The following is a 17785-nucleotide window of genomic DNA, read 5'->3' as shown; positions in this document are numbered from 1 at the left end:
TCGAGCGGTTCTTCTCCAAGCTGAAGCACTTCCGCCGCGTCGCCACCCGCTACGACAAGCTCGCCACCAACTTCCTCACCATGGTCCAGCTTGCCTCAATGCGGCTGTGGCTCCGAGCTTATGAGTCTACGACCTAGGCCGTGAACCCATAACTACGCGGAAGCGGACGAGCTGTCGTCCTTCTGGCGATTTCCTCTTGCACCGGCCCCTGGGGCCGGCCCGATAGAGCAGATCGTTCGATGAAGGTCAGCACGTTGGCGAAGACCGAGCCTTATCTCCGTTCCGCAGAAGTCGCTCGCCGGTTTGGCGTCAGCGGGAAGGCATTGCGGCTGTACGAGTCGCATGGGTTGGTCCGCGCCGAGCGGACAGCGGCGGGCTGGCGGGTCTATGGCCCCGACCAGATCAGTCGCCTGCACCAGGTGATCGCCTTGAAGAGTTTCGGCTTTTCGCTCAGCCGGATAGCCGAGCTTCTGGGCGGCGGCCTCCCCGACCTCGCGACGTTCCTGGAACTGCACGAGCAGGTGCTCCGCCAGGAAGCGAAGCGCGTCGGCAAGGCGCTGCGGCTGCTGTCGGCTGCAAGAGCCAAGCTCGCCCGGCAAGGCGGCCTTTCCTCGGACGAACTGATGAACCTCACCAAGGAAACGGCTATGACCGACAAGCGCACCGATGATCTGAGCCACGCCTATGAAGCTGTTGCGGCAAAGCATTTCTCCTCCGCGGATCAGGCGACCCTGGACGCCAACGGCTACCGCGGAATGAGCCAGCCGGACACCGACTGGGAAGCGCTGCACGAAGAGGCAGCGCGGCTGATGAAGTCCGGTGACCCCCGCTCGCCGGAAGCGATGGACCTCGCCCAGCGGTGGATGGAGAAGGTTTTCGAAGCGACGGGCGGCAACCCGGCCTTGACCAGGAAGTTGAAAGCGGTGGCGCGCGAGACGCATCAGCAGCCCGCCTTTGCCGCAGCGTCGAGTTCATCGAACGACATGATGGACTTCGTCGCACAAGCATATGGTGCGGCGATCGCAGCGGGCGTTATGCCCAAACCTGACGAGGGCTGATGCGAAGGCTTTCATATCGACGCTGATTTTGATTCAGCGTCGTTATGAGCCGATATGATCTGACCGATTTCGAGTGGCGCGTGATCGAGCCGCTGCTGCCCAACAAGCCGAGAGGCGTGCCGCGCGTCGATGACCGCCGCACGCTGAACGGCATCTTCTGGGTGCTGCGCTCCGGTGCGCCGTGGCGCGACCTACCCGAGCGCTATGGCCCGCGCACCACCTGCTACAACCGCTTCGTGCGATGGCGAAAGGCGGGCGTGTGGGACAGGCTGATGGACACCATCGCCGCTGCCCATGACGGCGAGATCCAGATGATCGACAGCACCTCCGTTCGCGCCCACCAGCAGGCTGCGACGGCAAAAAAGGGGGTGCAGATCACTGTCTCGGTCGATCACGCGGCGGGCTCACGACCAAGATCCACGTCGTCGTCGACGCGCAGGGCCTCCCGATCCGGCTCGGCCTGACGGCAGGTCAGACGCACGACGGGCAGATCGCCGACACGCTGCTTGACCACCTCGGCCCGCGCACCATCGTGCTGGCGGACAAGGCCTACGACGCTGACCGCATCCGCCAGTTGATCCAGGACCAGGGCGCCACGCCCAACATCCCACCCAAGAGCAACCGGCGGTGGAAGCCCTGCTTCAGCAAGCGGCTCTACCGCGAGCGCAACCTGATCGAGAGGTTCTTCTCCAAGCCGAAGCACTTCCGCCGCGTCGCCACCCGCTATGACAAGCTCGCCGCAAACTTCCTCGCCATGATCCAGCTCGCATCAATGCGGCTCTGGCTCCGGGCTTATGAGTCTACGGCCTAGCCCGGAAGAGAATCACGCGGTCACAAGAAGCTGTAGGGATCCACGTCGACCGCGACGCGTGCGCCGCGGGGCAGATCAAGCTTCCCGAGCCATGTGCGGATCACATCCTGCACGTCGAGTGCGCGGCGGGCGTGGACCAGCAGCCGCTGGCGATGCCGCCCGCGCAGCATCGCCAGCGGAGCGGGGGCGGGGCCGTACACCTGCATCCCGTCCACCGTCGGCGCGGCCCGGCCGATGATGCGCGCCGTCTCGGCGGCCTCGTCCAGGTTCTCCGAGCTGACCACGATGGCCGCAAACCGGCCGAACGGCGGCGCGCCGGCCGATCGCCGGGCGTCCGTCTCCGCCGCGTAGAAGCTGTCCGCATCGCCCGACACCAGCGCGCGGATGACGGGTGCCGCCGGTTCATAGGTCTGAACCAGTACGCGGCCCGGCTTGGCGCCGCGTCCAGCACGCCCGGCAACTTGGGCGATCTGCTGGAAGCTGCGCTCCGCCGCCCGCAGATCGCCGCCCGACAGGCCGAGATCGGCATCGATCACGCCGACCAAAGTCAAGTTGGGGAAATGATAGCCTTTGGTGACCAATTGCGTGCCGATGACGATGTCGATCTCGCCCGCCTCCATCCGGTTGACGAACTCGGCGGCCTTGGCAGGGGACCAGAGCGTGTCGGACGTGACGATCGCTGTCCGGGCTTCGGGAAACAGCAATGCCGCCTCGTCCGCGATCCGCTCCACTCCGGGGCCGCAGGCGACCAGCGCATCCTCCTCCTTGCATTCGGGGCAAGCGCGCGGCGGCGGCATGACGTGGCCGCAATGATGGCAGGCAAGCCGCGCCGTCAGTCTATGCTCCACCATCCAGGCGGTGCAGTTGGGGCACTGGAAGCGGTGTCCGCAATGGCGGCAAAGCGTCAGCGGGGCATAGCCGCGCCGGTTCAGGAACAGCAAAGCCTGCTCGCCGCGTTCCAGCGTCTCCTTGACCGCGTCCACCAGCGGGGGGGCCAGCCAGCGACCGCGGTCGGGGCGGTCATGGGTCAGGTCGATCACGGCGATGTCGGGCATGGTGGCGCCACCGAAGCGGGCCGGCAGCTTCACTTCCCCGTAACGGCCCTGCGCCACCTGCTGCCGCGTCTCGATCGCCGGCGTGGCGGAGGCGAGCACCACTGGGATCTGCTCGAAACCGCCGCGCATCACCGCCACATCGCGAGCGTGGTACATCACCCCGTCTTCCTGCTTGAAGCTAGCCTCATGCGCCTCGTCGACGATGATCAGGCCCAGGTCGCGATAGGGCAGGAACAGGGCGGAGCGCGCCCCCACCGTCACCTTCGCCTCGCCGCTGGCAATGGCCCGCCAGGCGCGGCGGCGCTGCGACTGGCGCAGGTCCGAATGCCACGCCACCGGCGCGGAGCCGAAGCGGTTGGCGAACCGCTTCAGAAAGGGTTCGGTCAGCGCAATTTCGGGCAGCAGCACCAGGGTCTGCCGGCCGCTGCGAAGCGCGGCGGCGACCGCTTCGAAATACACCTCGGTCTTGCCCGATCCGGTCACGCCATCAAGCAGGATCGGCGCGAATACGCGCGCGTCCACCGCCTGGGTCAGGCGATCGGCGGCAGCCTGCTGTTCGGGGGAAAGGTCGGGCTGGAGGTGGTCGGGATCGGGGAGGGGGTAAGGATCGTCGACCCGCACCTCCACCGGCGCGATCGCGCCCGCCTTCACCAGCCCGCGGATCACGCCGTCGGAGACGTCCGCGATGGTGGCGAGTTCGCGGACCAGGCCCTGACGGTTGTCGATCCGCTCCAGCGCCTGGGCGCGCTGCGGCGTCAGGCGGGGCGGGACATGCCCTGTCGCGCGATATTCGGTGACGGTCCGCACGCCGTCCAGCGCCGAGGCGGAGGCGAGCGCCATGCGCAGCACGGCGGCGGGCGGCGCCAGGTAATAGTCCGCCGTCCATTCGATCAGGCGGCGGAGCGAGGCCTTCAGCGGCGGCAGGTCGTAGACGCCCAGCAACGGCCGCAGGCGATTGTCCCCCACCTCCGCATCCGACGGCATCGCGTCGGGTTCCCATACCACGCCGGCCAGCTGGCGGGGGCCGAGCGGGGCAAGCACGATCGATCCGGGCTCGACCGCATGCTCGCGGTCCACCCGGTAATCGAGCGGACCGAGTGCGGCATTGAGGAGGAGGACGCGCGCGCGCTTGTTCATGCGCGATCAGTTAGGGTGCCGCCCCATCCGATGGCAATGGTTGGTGCTGCCGGCGCGCGTGCGGATCACCTGATCCGCGGCAACTCGTCCTTGGTCAGGTAGCGATCCGAATTGTAATAGCTGCGCAGCAGTTCGGGAGTGTTCTGATCGGCGCCGGTCAGCCAGCGCGTGTGCCACGTCATGAACCACAGCCAGTCCGCATCCGGCCCCAAGGTGGCGGGATCGGGCACCGGGCCGTTTTCATGGAGACAGATCGGCACGGTGTCGCCGACGATCGCCTTCACCTGCTGAAACATCGGCGCAAGACCGCCATGATCCTTGGCGTAGATGTCCGCGCCGGCGATATCGACACAGTCACGGCCGGGGTAATAAGCCGCATCCACCTGCTGCCCGGCCCAGCCCAGCACCCAGACGAGGTTGTCCAGCTTCCGCGTGCGGGTGTAATAATCGTACATCAGCCGCCACAGCGCCTTGAACGCATCCGGCCCATGCTGACCCCACCAGAACCAGTCGCCGCTGAATTCATGGAACGGCCGCCACAGCACCGGCACCCTGGCATCGCGCAATGTCGTCAGCAGGTCACCGACATGCGCCATCTGCGCCATCATCGCCTGGTTCTGCGGTGTCCCCGGCGTCAGCGCCTCGGCGACGTCGAACGCCTTTTTGGAGTTTTCGTAGCCGGTGCCGACGTCCGGGGCACCCCAGTGCCAGCAGATCGTGACGATGCCGCCCGAGCGATGCCAGGCGATCGCGCGCTGATTGACGCCGATCTCGTCCGATGGCTCGATATAGTCGAGGCCCAGCAAGGCCGGCTGCTTGCCCGTGACCCGCTGGAGATAGTCCAGTTCGGTGCGGGCGCCCGCCGGCGTGAAGTTCTGTTCCTGCTGCCCGGTCAGCGTCTTGCGGCCATAGATCGACCACAGATAGGCGTAGAGCGCCTTCGCCTCGCGCGAGGCCTTGCGATTGCTGAGCCGGCGCGGGGATTGCGCGGAAAGAGGTGTTGCCGCCAGCAGCCCCGCTGCACCTGCGCCTGCCAGCGCCAATCGCCGTGTGATCGTCATGGATGGAGGTTTGCTAGCGAATGGCGCCTTTTGCAACCAAGCGCGGCAGCAAGGTGATCGCACCTAGGATCGGCCAGCGCCTTTGCCAGGGGCGGATGGTGACGGCATGCCCGGAGTGGCGGCCGATCTTCCAGGCGAGATAGTCGATCCCGCCGGCATAGGTGGCGCTTGCTTTGGCCAGACGCAGCAGGGTCAGCGCTTTGCCTTCCCGTCGGCGCCGGGCCCACAACAGCCGTCCGTGGCGGCGCTCGCCGGCTGAGACGGCGTGGTCGAAAGTCAACGTATCCGCGTCACATCGCGCGGATAATCCTGCGGCCTGCAATGCCGCCAGAGTGAAGGCACGATACCGCGCGGGCTCGGCATCGACGACCGAACCGGCGCGCGCATTCCGCTCGGCCCGAAGCTCCGCCCCATAGGTCAGGGCGAAGGCCCCACGCCACAGGTCCAGCGGATCGATCCGGTCGGGCAGGCAAGGCCGGGCGGCGCGGAGCAGGGCCGGCGCGCATTGCGTCACGCTGTCGATCGCGCGGTTGCGGGCGGCGTCGTCCGCCGCCCACACCAGCCGCGAGGGCTGCGCAAAGCGGGCCCATACCGACACGTTGCGGGTTCTGGAGGAAGCAAGCCGCGCGAAATCCTCCTCTGACAGAACCGCGTATTTCGCGATCAAGCCATTATATTCAAAGGGAAAGACATTAGGCGGGATCAGGCGATTGGCGGTTGCCAGCCATGCGCGGCCGAACGCCGCGCGATAGTCGCCGACGATCAGGTAGAAATCCAGCATCAGCCCATCGAGCCGCGCGTCGCGCAGGGTGGAGCCATAATAGAGCACTGCCTGCGCGGTCGGGTGGCGAGCGGCGATGGCGATGGCGATGGCAGCCACCCGCGGGTCCACCGCCCGGCCGAGTTCCTCGGCGACGAGCGCGCGGAGAGCCTGTTCCGCCACTTACGCGGCGAGGCGCAGGAAGGGCAGGGGATCGGTCTGGCGCAGCACGATCGATCGCCCGCGCCCGGCCGAAAAAATCTCGCCGTCAAGGATGACGCTCGACCGTTCGCCCTCGATCCGAATCTCATCGCCCCGGCCGACATGCACGCCCGTCATGAACGTGCTGCCGAGCTTGCCGAACAGCCCCGCCACGATCGCGCGGAGCAGCGCAATCGGGTTCTGCTCCACCGCCATCAGCTGCAACGCGCCGCTATGCGGCAGACCGGGCGCGATCTTGGACCCGATCAGCATCTTGCGCAGCGTGGTGACGATCAGCACGGCGAAGCGGCCCTGTATCTCGCCTTGCCGGATCAGCGACACGTTCACCGGAGACGGCCGGTCCGGCAGGAAACGCGCGCGCACGCCCAGGAACATCGTCACCAACAGCGCCAGCAGCGTCAGGAAGTGGCTGAGCCAGTTGGGCAGGCCGAGCGGATAGATCTTGTTGCGGCAATACAGCATCACATCGGTGAGCCCGGCACCGCCCAGGAACATGCCCAGCACCGGCTTCAGCCCGTCGCCGACGCCATTTTCCTCATGCGTCAGCGCGATCAGTTCGCGCGTGACGATATGGTCGTCCAGCGGCCCCTGCGCGAGTTTCAGTACGCGTTCCAGCGCCACGATCGGATCGCCGGTGGCGCCCAGGTCCAGCGCGATCAGGTTGGTCTTGCCGTTGGGCAGCACCGCCACGGGGGGCGGGGCGCCATCGAACTGGTTGCCGTGATACAATTCGGTCAGGGTCGACTGGACCGTGCCGTCGCCGCCATTGATGACCAGCACGCGCGGACGGACGCGGGCGATGGTGCGCAAGGCGGCGTCGATCTGCTCGATCTTCTCCACCTCATAGTGGAAGATTTCCGGATGGGCGGCGCAGAAGCTGCGCACGCGCGGCAGCAGAGACCGGTTGCCGGTGGAGCGAGGATTGGAGAGGAGTGCGACCCGAACCATCTATATCCTTCAACCGCCGATAGGCCCGACGGACGCGCCCTGCAGATAATTGAGCGTCACCGGCACCACCGTGACCCCCGACACGCGCACCTGCACCTGCGACGGCGAAGGTTTGCGCTTGAACACGACATCCAGCAGCGAGACGTTGGGATTGCCCGAAAAGCCCCCGCCGTCCCTGCCACGGTCCGGCTTGCCGTTGCTGTCGGCATCGTGGCGCACCGACACGGCATAGGTACCGGCGCGCGGCAGTGCCATGCAGACCTCCACCGGCCCGCTGCGCGGCACGGCCACCTGCACCCGTTCCAGATAGGCGCCCTTGTCGAAAAAGGTCGCGGGATCGCCGTAGGATTGCACCCGCAGCATCCCCGTGCGCGTCTTCAACCCGTCTACCCGCACCAGCATCGCCGGCCTGGATCCGCCGCGCGCGCAATCCGCCGCATGCGGCCCCAGCACCGCCGCACCGGCGGGTACGACCGCGCCCAGGGCGGCGGCGGCTCCCATCATCCAGCAGGCGAAATTCGACATGACCTCAAAACTCCCGGAAGCTATAGGCCCGGCCGCGGGATGCCGGGCGACCTTCGCCCCCATGCCGGAAACAGATTGGTCGTGAATGCGGCCAGAACATGGTCATGGAGCGACCTTAATTTGAAATCCGGCGCCGGCCTTTCCCTGATCGACCGCTATATCGCCCGCCTGATCGCCGTGCCCCTGCTGGCGACGCTGGTGATCGCGGCGATGCTGCTGCTGCTTGAAAAGATGCTGCGGCTGTTCGAATTCGTGGCGGAGGAGGGCGGCCCGGTCAGCGTGGTCTGGCGGATGCTGGCCAATCTGATCCCCGAATATCTCTCGCTGGGCATTCCGATCGGCCTGATGCTGGGCATCCTGCTGGCGTTCCGGCGGCTGGCGACCACGTCGGAGCTGGACGTGATGCTGGCGTGCGGGATCGGCTATCCGCGCCTGCTGCGGGTGCCGTTCGCATTCGCCATCGCGCTTGCCGCCGTGAACCTGGCCATCGTCGGCTTCCTCCAGCCATATTCGCGCTATGCCTATGAAGGCTTGCGATTCGAGCTGCGGTCCGGCGCGCTGGGCGCGTCGATCAAGGTGGGGGAATTCACGAAACTGGGCAAGCAGATGACCCTGCGGGTCGAGCGCAGCCGCGACGGCGGGCGCGAACTGTCCGGTATCTTCGTGATGGCGGAAACGCAGGGTGGCAAGAAACTTGCGGTCACCGCTGAACAGGGCCGCTTCCTGGCGACGGACGATCCCAACACCATCATCTTCCGCCTGCGCAACGGCACGTTGGCGCACAATGCGCCGAACTTCCCGGCTCCGCGCGTGCTGACGTTCGAAAGCCACGATCTGCCCATTCCCCTCCCGCAGGAGGGCGCGTTCCGGGAACGGGGCGGGCGCGATGGCGAGCTGACCATCCCCGAACTGGTCCGTTCCGGCCATACCGAGGCCAATGCGCGGGCGTTGCGCCTGAAGAGCCGGGCCGAATATCATTTCCGCCTGGTGGAGGTGGCGACCATGCTGCTGCTGCCGTTGCTGGCAGTGGCGCTGGCGGTGCCGCCCAAGCGGTCGACCTCCGCGTTGGGCGTGTTCCTCTCCATTGTGATGATCGTGACCTATCATAAGATCAACGAATATGCCGAGGCGCTGGGCGGACGCGGCCAGGTGGATCCGATCCTGGCCTTGTGGGTGCCGTTCCTGTTGTTCGCGGGCCTGATCTGGTGGATGTACCGGACCCTGGCCACGGTGCCGGGCGGACAGCCGATCGGCGCCTTGGAGCGGCAGGCCGCAAAGGTCGGTGCCCTCGTCCGCCGCTGGATCGGCAAGCCCAAGGTGTCCGCCTGATGCGCACGGGACCCTTTTTTCCGCCCAAGACCATCAGCTGGTACATGGCGCGGCTGTTTATCGCCCGTTCGGCGGGCGTGCTCGCGGGCCTGATCATCGTGCTGATGGCGCTGGACCTGCTGGGCGAGAGCGGCAACATCCTGGCCTATCCCGGCAATGGCGACGCTGCCCTGTGGCACTACGTGTCGTTGCGCGTGCCGCAGCTGGTGCAGCGGTTCCTGCCTTTCGCCATCCTGCTCGGCACGTTGATCACGCTGGTCGCCATGAACCAGAATAGCGAGATCATCTCCATGAAGGCGGCGGGCATCTCCGCCCACCAGATCCTGGCGCCCCTGTTCCTGGCAAGCCTGGCGGTGGCAGCCTTGTCCTTCTGGTTCAACGATCATGTGGTGGCCCGCGCAACGGCGGCGTTGTCGGCGTGGCAGGACGTGGATTACGGCAAGGTGCCGGACCATCGCGGGATCGTGTCCAACGTATGGGTGCGCGCCGGCGAAGACCTGATCCATGCGGATACTGTCACCGGGCGGGGCGCGCGCACCGTCTTGCATCGGGTGTCGCTCTATGACCGGGCGGGCGACCGGCTGATGGCGATCACCACTGCCGACACGGCCGCGCAGGGCCATGGCGGCTGGGTGCTGCGCAACGTCCGCGAATTCAACGTGGGGCAGGGCACCGTCACCCCGCGGCCGACTCTGGTGATCGGCCGCGGGGTGACGGCCGACCGTTTCACCTTGTCGTCCGTCGATCCGGATGGATTGTCGTTCCGCGCGCTCAATCGGGCAATCGGCGACCTGCGCGCGGCGGGACGGCCCACCGCCTCGCTGCAGACGGTGCTGTGGCACAAATTGTCGGGGCCGCTGTCGGCTTTCCTGATGCCGCTGCTGGCATCCGTGGCGGGTTTCGGTCTGGCCCGGTCGGGCAAGATGTTCATCCGCGCCGTGATCGGCATGGCCCTGGGCTTCGCTTACTTTGTGGCGGATAATTTCGCGCTGGCGATGGGCAATATTGGGGCCTACCCACCCTTGCTGGCGGCATGGGCGCCGTTTCTGCTGTTCCTGCTGATTGGGGAGGCGGTTCTGATCCGGACGGAAGAATGAAGCTCAATCTGGGCTGCGGGTTCGACAAGCGCGACGGCTGGCTCAACGTCGACAATTTTCCCGAGTGCGAGCCCGACCGGATGCTCGACATCGAGGACACGCCGTGGGACCTGCCCGACAACGGCTTTGAGCATGTGCTGATGAAGCATGTGCTGGAGCATGTCGGTGCGGATTTCGAGAGCTTTGCGGCGGTGATGCGCGAATTGTACCGCATCCTGGCGCCCGGCGGGCTGCTGGAAATCCATGTGCCGCACGTCCGGCACGACACCTTCTGGTCGGACCCGACCCATGTTCGCGCCTTCACGCCGCTGACATTCCGGATGATGTCCAAGCGGCAGAACCGGCAATGGATTGCGGCGCGGGCGAACTACACCATGCTGGCGATGGTGATGGACGTTGATTTCGAGGTGGAGACCATCGTCCAGGCCTATGATCCCGCCTGGCTCGCCAAGGTGCAGGATGGAAGCCTCAGCCGCGAAGGGCTGCGCGAGGCGGCCGACCGTTATTGGAACGTGGCGCGCGAGCTTCAGGTCTCGCTTCGCGCCGTAAAGCCGACGCATGGATAGCCGCTATTTCAAAAATGCAGTGGAATCATTATATCAACCTCGACGCGGCATTCTGCCGCCAAAGGAGAATGCGCTATACGACCGCCCATGATGCCGCGCCGCCCGCTTGGAGCGCCGCCGCTGCCACTGAACGGCCCCCGTTACAACGAGTTCATCCAGAGCCAGAAGGTGCGGGTGATCGATGAGAACGGCGACAATCTGGGCGTGATGTATACGCGGGAAGCGATGGCGCAGGCAGCCGAGGTCGGACTCGACCTGGTCGAGGTGTCGCCCAACGCCGATCCGCCCGTGGCCAAGTTCCTGGATGTCGGCAAGTACAAGTACGAGAACCAGAAAAAGGCCAACCTCGCCCGCAAGAGCCAGAAGACGCAGGAGATCAAGGAGATCAAGATGCGTCCCAACATCGATGACCACGATTACGAGACCAAGATGAAGAAGGTCTTCGAGTTCATCGAGGAGGGCGACAAGGTCAAGTGCACCCTGCGCTTCCGGGGGCGCGAGATGGCGCATGGCCAGCTCGGCATGCAGGTGCTGCAGCGGGTTCAGGCCGACACGGCCGAAGTCGCCAAGGTGGAGCAGTTTCCGCGCATGGAAGGCCGCCAGATGCTGATGGTGCTGGCGCCGAAATAAGCACGGCGATGTGGAGCGGCGTGTCGTCCAGACGGCACGCCGCTCGTACCTGCTGTCGGTTCAGGTCCGCGCGAGCGGTAACGCAGTGGGTAGATTGGCGATTCGCGCGGCTGTCGTGATTGTGCCTGGGCTGTGGCTATGTTCAACGGCGGGAGCGTCGCGTTGCAAGCCGCGCCGGCCCGCCTGCCCGGCTACCTCCTACGTACGCACCGGTCGCAGCCCAGCTGGACAGGAGCTAGCGGGTCGCGAGCGCCGCCTTCAAGTCCCTGCTGATATTGTTCTGCACCGCCAGCCAGCATGTGAATGCCCCGGCAGAATTGCGTACCGGCACGATGGTCCATGCCATCAGATAAGTCTGTCCATCCTTGGCATAGTTGATGACCTCACCGGAAAAAATCTCTCCCGCGCTCAACGTGGCCTTCATGCGCGCAAGTTCGACAGGATCGGTTTGCGGCCCTTGCAGACGTCGCGGATCTGATCCGATCAAATCGGCCCGCTTGTAACCGCTCATCTGTTCAAACACGCGATTGACGAAGGTGACGATCGGTCCGGGCCGGTCCAGCTCCAGGCCTGTGATCACGATGGCATCAGCCATCGTGTCCAGCAAAGCTTCGTACATGCGCGTTTCGCCGACCAGCTTGGCGTAATGACGGGCGCGATCGATCTGGGACATCATGACGCTACTTTAATACGCGTGTGAAACGAGTCGACAACTTAATGTAAGCTATCGAAACAATCGCGAGGGTCGCCGCTTGCCCTTGGCTGCAACCTCGACCATATGCGGCTCGGGAGTCGGGCGGACGGCGTCGTCGCCAACCTGGTCAGATCCGGAAGGAAGCAGCCACAACGATTTTGCGTCGGGTCGTTCCGGCTCCCACCTTGGCCTGCTATGCGCCATGTCATGGTGACGCGCCGCCAGGTCTGCTCCGCTCTGCTGGCTCTCGCGGTTTGTCCCGCTTATACCGCAGCCCATCGGCTCGATGATGTCGAACGGGATCTCGCCGGCGGACGGCTGGGCTTTGCTGCGCTTGATCTTGCCAGCGGTGCAATGCTCGTTCACCGTGCGCATCAGCGTTTCGCCCTGTGCTCGACAGTCAAGCTGCCGCTGGTGGCCGCCATATTGGCCGATGTCCACGCAGGCCGGATCAATCCCGATCGGATGGTGCGTGTCGGTCCGCAGGCAGCGCAGGCCCGCGCGCCGGAGGTTCAGGCGGCCTTGCCGGATGGCGCGCTTTCCATCGCGGCACTCTGCGCGGCCACAATGATCCACTCCGACAATGCCGCCGCCAACCTGCTGCTGCCGCTGGTAGGCGGCCCCGCCGGGCTGACCCGCTTCATGCGGGCGCATGGCGGCGGGCCGACTCGGCTGGATCGAACCGAACCCGCGCTCAATACCAATCTGCCGGGCGACCGGCGGGACACCACCACCCCGTGGGCGATGCTCTCGCTGATGCGCAATCTGCTCGGCTCCGCCGGCCTTGCCCCGGTCCAGCGTGAACGGCTGGCGGGGTGGGCGGTGGAGAGCCGCACCGGCTTGGCGCGGTTGCGGGCGGGCCTGCCACCGACGTGGCGGGTCGGGGACAAGACCGGCACCGGCGAACGCGGAGCCACGAACGACGTGGCGATCGCGTGGCCCGCCGCTGGCCGGCCACCCGTGTTGATGGCCTGCTATGTCGATGCGCCCAACGTTTCGCCCAAGGAGCGCGAAGACGCGCATTGCCGTGCTGCTCGCATTGCCGCCGCAGTGCTGGTCTGAGCGGGCTTTCGCGAGAGCCCGATCCGACATCGCGGGGCGATCAGGCGAGCGACGTGCACGGACGCTTCCCCCCGGGCGGCGCTTGCCTGTAGAGTAAGGGCAACATGGCAGACTCGTTCGACCTCGGCGAACCGCCGCAACCGCAGCGGCAGGACGCGTATCGCGTGCTCGCGCGCAAATATCGCCCGCAGACCTTTTCCGCTCTGATCGGGCAGGATGCGATGGTGCAGACGCTGGGCAATGCGATCAAGCGCGACCGGCTCGCCCATGCCTTTTTGCTGACCGGCGTGCGCGGAGTCGGCAAGACCTCGACCGCGCGCCTCATCGCCAAGGCGCTGAACTGCATCGGCCCGGACGGGACGGGCGGGCCCACTATCGATCCGTGTGGTGTGTGCGAGCCGTGCGTCGCCATCGCCGAAGGGCGCCACATCGACGTGGTGGAGATGGACGCCGCCAGCCACACCGGCATCGACGATATCCGCGAGATCATCGAGGCGGTGCGCTATGCGGCCGTGTCGGCGCGCTACAAGGTGTACATCATCGACGAGGTCCACATGCTGTCCAAGGCGGCCTTCAACGGCCTGCTGAAGACGCTGGAGGAGCCGCCGGCGCATGTGAAGTTCCTGTTCGCCACGACCGAGGTGAACAAGGTTCCGGTAACCGTCCTGTCCCGCTGCCAGCGGTTCGACCTGAAGCGTATCCCCGCCGACCTGCTGGCCGTACACTTCGCCCATGTGGTGGAGGCGGAGCATGTCACCGCCGAGCCGGAGGCACTGGCCCTGATCGCCCGCGCGGCGGAAGGGTCGGCGCGTGATGGCCTGTCCATCCTCGACCAGGCGATCGCGCACGCCGGCATGGACGGGCAGGGGGTGGGCGCGGATCAGGTGCGGGAGATGCTGGGCCTGTCCGATCGCGGCGCGATCCGGCGGCTGTTCGGCAGCCTGGTGGCGACGGACGTGCCCGCCGTACTCGCCTCCGTCGAGCAGCAACATGCGCTGGGCATCGAGCCGGCGGCGGTGCTGCGCGGTCTGCTGGAGGTGGTGCATGGCGTCACCCGCGCCAAGGTGGGCGGCGGGGATGACCCCGCGCTCAGCCATGAGGAGCGGGAGGCCTATGGCCTGTGGGCGTCGGAGATGGGTTTCGCCACGCTCCACCGCCTGTGGCAGTTGCTGCTCAAGGGTCATGGCGAGGTGCAGACCGCGCCGCAGCCGCGCGAGGCCGCCGAAATGGCGCTGCTGCGTGTCGTCCATGCCAGCACCTTGCCCGATCCGGGCGAACTGGCGCGGCGCATCCATAATGGCGGGGTGACGGCACCTGCTGCTGCCGCGCCTGCGACCGAGTCGCCGCAGCCGTCCGCCCCGGTGGCCGTCGCGCCTGTCGCGCCGCCCATGCATGCGGCGCCTCCGCCGTCCAAGCTGCCCGGCGATTTTCAGGCGCTGATCACGCTGCTGGCCGGCAAAGGCAAGGCGCATGTGGCACAGCAACTGCACGATTATGCAGGGCTGATCCGCTACGATCCGCCGCATCTGGTGATACGGCCGGTCAAGCCGCTGCCGGGCGAGTTTGCGCGCGAACTCACCGCGACGCTGAAGCGGTTGACCGATGTGGCGTGGGAGGTGGAGTTGCGCGATGCGCCCTCCGAACCGAGCTTGCTGCAGCAGGAGCAGGCGGCCGCCCAGGCGGCGCGCGACGACATCCTCAACGCGCCGATGGTGGTGGCGGTCCGCGCCACTTTCCCGGAGGCGGAACTGATCGAAGACGCACGGAGCATGCCATGAAGGACATCAACGAACTCATGAAGGCGGCGCAGGAAGCCGCCCAGAACATCCAGTCGCAGATGGCGGATGCCCAGGCCGGGCTCGACAAGATCGAGGTCGAAGGCGCGGCCGGCGGCGGTCTCGTGACGATCAAGGCGACCGCCAAGGGCCGCATCCTCGGCGTCGAGATCGACGATAGCTTGCTGCAAGTCTCCGAAAAGCAGATGCTTGAGGATCTGGTGGCGGCCGCGATCAACGATGCGCGCGCCAAGGCGGATGCGGCCGGCAGTGCGGAGATGAGCAAGATGACGGCGGGCCTGCCGCTGCCGCCGGGCTTCAAGCTGCCCTTCTGAGGGGCATGCGCCACTTCCTCCTCTTCTACGACGTCGCTTCGGATTATCTGGAGCGACGCGCCCGCTTTCGCGATGTCCACCTTGCTTATGCCGTCGCCGCGGTGGCGCGGGGTGAACTGGTGCTGGGCGGCGCGCTGGCCGATCCGGCGGATCAGGCGGTCCTGCTGTTCGCCGGCGGCGATCCCTATGTGACCGAAGGTCTGGTGCAGGCGTGGCGCGTGCGCGAATGGGTCACCGTCATCGGCAAGGATGCCGCACAGCCGATAGATCGACCTGCCTGATCTCCGCCCGTGACGCCGCCATTCTGGACGCGTCGCAAGCCCGCGTATAGGGGTGCGCTACGCTTCAGGGAGTGAATGATGACGGTTGCGTATCTGGTCAATCACTACCCCACCGTCAGCCACAGTTTCATTCGTCGCGAGATATTCGGCCTGGAAGAGGCCGGCGTGTCGGTCCGCCGCTTCTCCTTTCGCGCAGCCCCTGCCGAGCTGCCCGATCCGCAGGACCGCGCGGAGCGGGAGCGGACGCAGGTCGTGCTGGGGCAGGGCGCGTTCCGCCTGCTGGCAGCCACCGCGTGCGTGGCGGTGAAGCGCCCCGGCCGCTGGATCAAGGCCGCGCGGATCGCGGTTGCCATGGGCCAGGGCGCGCCCAAGAAGGTGCTGCGCCACTTGGCCTATCTGGTGGAGGCCTGCTGGTTGACGGGACAGATGAAGGACGTCGTCCATGTCCACGCCCATTTCGGCACCAATTCGGCCGCCGTCGCGCGCATGGTGCATTGCCTCACCGGGCTCCCCTACAGCTTCACCGTGCACGGGCCTGAGGAGTTCGACGGTCCGCTGGCGCTCGACCTGCCGGGCAAGATCGCGGACGCGGCATGCGTGATCGGCATCAGTTCGTTCGGGCGGAGCCAGCTGATGCGCTGGACCGATCCCAAGGCGTGGGGCAAGCTGCGGGTCGTGCGCTGCGGCGTGGATCAGGTGTTCGCGTCGGCGGCCCCGGCCGCACCCTGTGCCGGTCCCGACCTGTGCTGCGTCGCCCGGTTGAGCGGGCAGAAGGGTCTGCCGCTGCTGATCGAGGCCGCCGGCCTGCTCCACCGGCGCGGTGTGGATTTCCGCCTGACCCTGGTCGGCGATGGCGAGATGCGGGCGGAGATCGAGCAGGCCGTGCGCGATCAGGGGTTGGGCGAAAAGGTCCGCATCACCGGCTACCTCGCCGCGTCCGGCGTGCGGGAGATCATCAGCGCCTCACGCGCCATGGTGTTGCCGAGCTTTGCCGAAGGGCTGCCCGTGGCGATCATGGAGGCGCTGGCCCTGCGCATACCGGTGGTCGCAACCCAGATCGCCGGCACGCCCGAACTGGTGGACAAGGAATGCGGCTGGCTGATCCCTGCGGGCTCGATCGAGCGACTGGCGGATGCGATGGAGCAGGTGTTGGCCGCCGATCCGGTGCGCCTGCGGGAGATGGGGGAGGTGGGACGGCAGCGCGTGCTGGCCCAGCATGATGCCGGCCAGAATGCCCGCGCCCTCGGCCAAGCGATCGGCGTGCTGTGATGGCGCTGCTGCTGATCCTGCTGGCCGCCCCGTTATGGGCGGTGGACCTGATCTTCCTGGCGGAGGTGACGTTGGGCATCGCGCCGCTGCGTCAGCGTGCCGGGCGCGGCGCGTCGCCCCGCATCGCCATCCTGACGCCGGCCCATAACGAGGCGTCGGTGGTCGGCCCTACCGTACAGGCGCTCGCCGCAATCCTGCCGCCGGGCGTTCGCCATCTGGTGGTGGCCCACAATTGCAACGACGCGACCGCGGCCGAGGCGCGTGCGGCGGGCGCGGAGGTGGCGGTGCTGAACCAGCCTGATCGTCGCGGCAAGGGCTATGCCCTGGCGTTCGGGCGGGAGCAGCTGGCGGCGGACCCGCCCGAGGTGGTGATCGTGGTCGATGCCGACTGCACGCTCGACCCGGGCACGGTGGAGCGGCTGGCGCATGCCGCCATCGCGCGCAATCGCGCCGTTCAAGGCTGCTACCTGTTCCGCAGCCGACCGAGCGATGCGCCGGTGGTGCAGATCTCCAACTTCGCCATGCTGGTGAAGAACTTGATCCGTCAGCGCGGCGGCGCGCGGCTCGGCGCGTCCGCCCCGCTCGCCGGCTCGGGCATGGCCTTTCCGTGGGCGCAGTTCGCCGCGCTCGACCTGGCGACCGGCAATATCGTCGAGGATCTGGCGATCGGGATCGAGCTGGTTCAGGCGGGCTTTTCGCCGGCCTTCGAGGAGCGGGCACGGACCTGGTCCACCCCCAGCAGCGCGGGCGGCACCGAAACCCAGCGCGCTCGCTGGGAAGGCGGCTTCATGGCGACCGCCCGCACCATGGCCATGCCGCTGGTGCGCCAAGGCCTCATGCGACGCAGCTGGCCCTTGTTCTGGATCGGGCTGCACGTGCTGGTCCCGCCCTTGACCCTGCTGCTCATGGGCAATGCGGCGGTGCTGCTGCTGTTCGGCCTGCTGCCGCTGGTGGGCGTGTCGGCAGTTCCCTTCGGCATTCAGGCGGCCCTGTTCGGGGCGCTGACGCTATCCGTGCTCGCGGCCTGGGTCGTGGCGGGGAGGCAGGTGCTGCCGTTCAGGATGCTGGTGCGCCTGCCGCTATACCTGCTGTGGAAAGTCGCGCTCTACACCCGCCTCGCGCGCCGCCAGCAGCAGGCGGCGTGGGTTCGGACCGAGCGGGTGGACTGAC

Annotated in this window: 18 protein-coding genes, 1 other RNA gene and 1 pseudogene; 14 read left to right on the top strand and 6 right to left on the bottom strand. The window is 66.9% G+C overall.

Going from position 1 to position 17785, the window contains the following annotated elements; translation table 11 throughout:
• From Q0D93_RS08330 to Q0D93_RS08320, 3 genes and pseudogenes are all read left to right on the top strand, one after another.
• A pseudogene (locus Q0D93_RS08330) lies at positions 1 to 137 on the top strand (IS5/IS1182 family transposase); the annotation flags it as partial.
• Positions 138 to 239: 102 nt separating this feature from the next.
• Complete coding sequence (locus tag Q0D93_RS08325) at positions 240 to 1058, top strand: MerR family transcriptional regulator (RefSeq protein WP_294392826.1); 819 nt, start codon at positions 240 to 242, stop codon at positions 1056 to 1058.
• Between the two features lie 44 nt (positions 1059 to 1102).
• Positions 1103 to 1869, top strand: a protein-coding gene (locus Q0D93_RS08320) for an IS5 family transposase (protein WP_294392824.1) whose coding sequence is annotated in 2 segments (ribosomal slippage) — positions 1103 to 1427 and positions 1427 to 1869 — 768 coding nt in all. Because the reading frame shifts where the segments join, the coding sequence is not laid out codon by codon here.
• Between the two features lie 20 nt (positions 1870 to 1889).
• Here the strand turns inward: Q0D93_RS08320 and Q0D93_RS08315 are convergent.
• The 5 genes from Q0D93_RS08315 to Q0D93_RS08295 all read right to left on the bottom strand — a co-directional run bounded on the left by Q0D93_RS08315 (position 1890) and on the right by Q0D93_RS08295 (position 7577).
• Positions 1890 to 4061: a primosomal protein N' gene (locus Q0D93_RS08315; protein WP_294392822.1), complete on the bottom strand. Its 2172-nt coding sequence runs from the start codon at positions 4059 to 4061 to the stop codon at positions 1890 to 1892.
• Between the two features lie 65 nt (positions 4062 to 4126).
• On the bottom strand, positions 4127 to 5122 hold the full coding sequence (locus Q0D93_RS08310) for a glycosyl hydrolase (RefSeq protein WP_294392821.1): 996 nt from the start codon (positions 5120 to 5122) through the stop codon (positions 4127 to 4129).
• A gap of 13 nt (positions 5123 to 5135) precedes the next feature.
• Positions 5136 to 6065, bottom strand: a complete 930-nt coding sequence (locus Q0D93_RS08305) for a hypothetical protein (protein ID WP_294392820.1) — start codon at positions 6063 to 6065, stop codon at positions 5136 to 5138.
• A complete protein-coding gene (locus Q0D93_RS08300; RefSeq protein ID WP_294392819.1) occupies positions 6066 to 7052 on the bottom strand; it encodes a diacylglycerol kinase family protein in 987 nt (328 codons plus the stop codon).
• Positions 7053 to 7061: 9 nt separating this feature from the next.
• On the bottom strand, positions 7062 to 7577 hold the full coding sequence (locus tag Q0D93_RS08295; protein ID WP_294392816.1) for a DUF2141 domain-containing protein: 516 nt from the start codon (positions 7575 to 7577) through the stop codon (positions 7062 to 7064).
• A gap of 120 nt (positions 7578 to 7697) precedes the next feature.
• On the opposite strand from Q0D93_RS08295, the gene lptF reads away from it, so the two are divergent.
• The 4 genes from lptF (at position 7698) to infC (ending at position 11199) form a co-directional block, all read left to right on the top strand.
• On the top strand, positions 7698 to 8906 hold the full coding sequence (gene lptF, locus Q0D93_RS08290; RefSeq protein ID WP_294392815.1) for an LPS export ABC transporter permease LptF: 1209 nt from the start codon (positions 7698 to 7700) through the stop codon (positions 8904 to 8906).
• Entirely contained in the window at positions 8906 to 10003 is a 1098-nt protein-coding gene (lptG, locus tag Q0D93_RS08285; protein ID WP_294392813.1) for an LPS export ABC transporter permease LptG, read from the top strand. The genes lptF and lptG overlap by 1 nt, the downstream gene beginning before the upstream one ends.
• Positions 10000 to 10569, top strand: coding sequence for a methyltransferase domain-containing protein (locus tag Q0D93_RS08280; protein WP_294392810.1), 570 nt, complete (start codon positions 10000 to 10002; stop codon positions 10567 to 10569). Before lptG ends, Q0D93_RS08280 begins: the two co-directional genes overlap by 4 nt.
• A 90-nt stretch (positions 10570 to 10659) precedes the next feature.
• Positions 10660 to 11199 (top strand): translation initiation factor IF-3, encoded by a 540-nt coding sequence (gene infC / locus Q0D93_RS08275; RefSeq protein WP_294392839.1) that lies wholly within the window; start codon positions 10660 to 10662, stop codon positions 11197 to 11199.
• 235 nt (positions 11200 to 11434) lie between these two features.
• On the opposite strand, the gene Q0D93_RS08270 is transcribed toward infC, so the two are convergent.
• Entirely contained in the window at positions 11435 to 11875 is a 441-nt protein-coding gene (locus Q0D93_RS08270; protein WP_294392809.1) for a PAS domain-containing sensor histidine kinase, read from the bottom strand.
• 108 nt (positions 11876 to 11983) lie between these two features.
• On the opposite strand from Q0D93_RS08270, the gene ffs reads away from it, so the two are divergent.
• From ffs to Q0D93_RS08235, 7 genes are all read left to right on the top strand, one after another.
• An RNA gene (ffs, locus tag Q0D93_RS08265) (signal recognition particle sRNA small type) lies at positions 11984 to 12081 on the top strand.
• 19 nt (positions 12082 to 12100) lie between these two features.
• Positions 12101 to 12955, top strand: a complete 855-nt coding sequence (gene bla / locus Q0D93_RS08260; RefSeq protein ID WP_294392806.1) for a class A beta-lactamase — start codon at positions 12101 to 12103, stop codon at positions 12953 to 12955.
• Positions 12956 to 13059: 104 nt separating this feature from the next.
• Positions 13060 to 14733, top strand: a complete 1674-nt coding sequence (locus Q0D93_RS08255; protein WP_294392804.1) for a DNA polymerase III subunit gamma/tau — start codon at positions 13060 to 13062, stop codon at positions 14731 to 14733.
• Complete coding sequence (locus Q0D93_RS08250; RefSeq protein WP_294392802.1) at positions 14730 to 15065, top strand: YbaB/EbfC family nucleoid-associated protein; 336 nt, start codon at positions 14730 to 14732, stop codon at positions 15063 to 15065. The genes Q0D93_RS08255 and Q0D93_RS08250 overlap by 4 nt, the downstream gene beginning before the upstream one ends.
• A gap of 5 nt (positions 15066 to 15070) precedes the next feature.
• Entirely contained in the window at positions 15071 to 15346 is a 276-nt protein-coding gene (locus tag Q0D93_RS08245) for a YciI-like protein (protein ID WP_294392800.1), read from the top strand.
• 75 nt (positions 15347 to 15421) lie between these two features.
• On the top strand, positions 15422 to 16615 hold the full coding sequence (locus tag Q0D93_RS08240) for a glycosyltransferase family 4 protein (RefSeq protein WP_294392798.1): 1194 nt from the start codon (positions 15422 to 15424) through the stop codon (positions 16613 to 16615).
• Positions 16615 to 17784, top strand: a complete 1170-nt coding sequence (locus tag Q0D93_RS08235) for a glycosyltransferase family 2 protein (protein ID WP_294392796.1) — start codon at positions 16615 to 16617, stop codon at positions 17782 to 17784. The genes Q0D93_RS08240 and Q0D93_RS08235 overlap by 1 nt, the downstream gene beginning before the upstream one ends.
• Position 17785 lies beyond the last annotated feature (1 nt).

The organism is uncultured Sphingomonas sp. (assembly GCF_934560975.1).
Classification (GTDB): Bacteria; Pseudomonadota; Alphaproteobacteria; order Sphingomonadales; family Sphingomonadaceae; genus Sphingomonas_I.
Note: the sequence above shows the minus strand (reverse complement) of the source record. Positions and strands in the feature narration are given on the sequence as shown.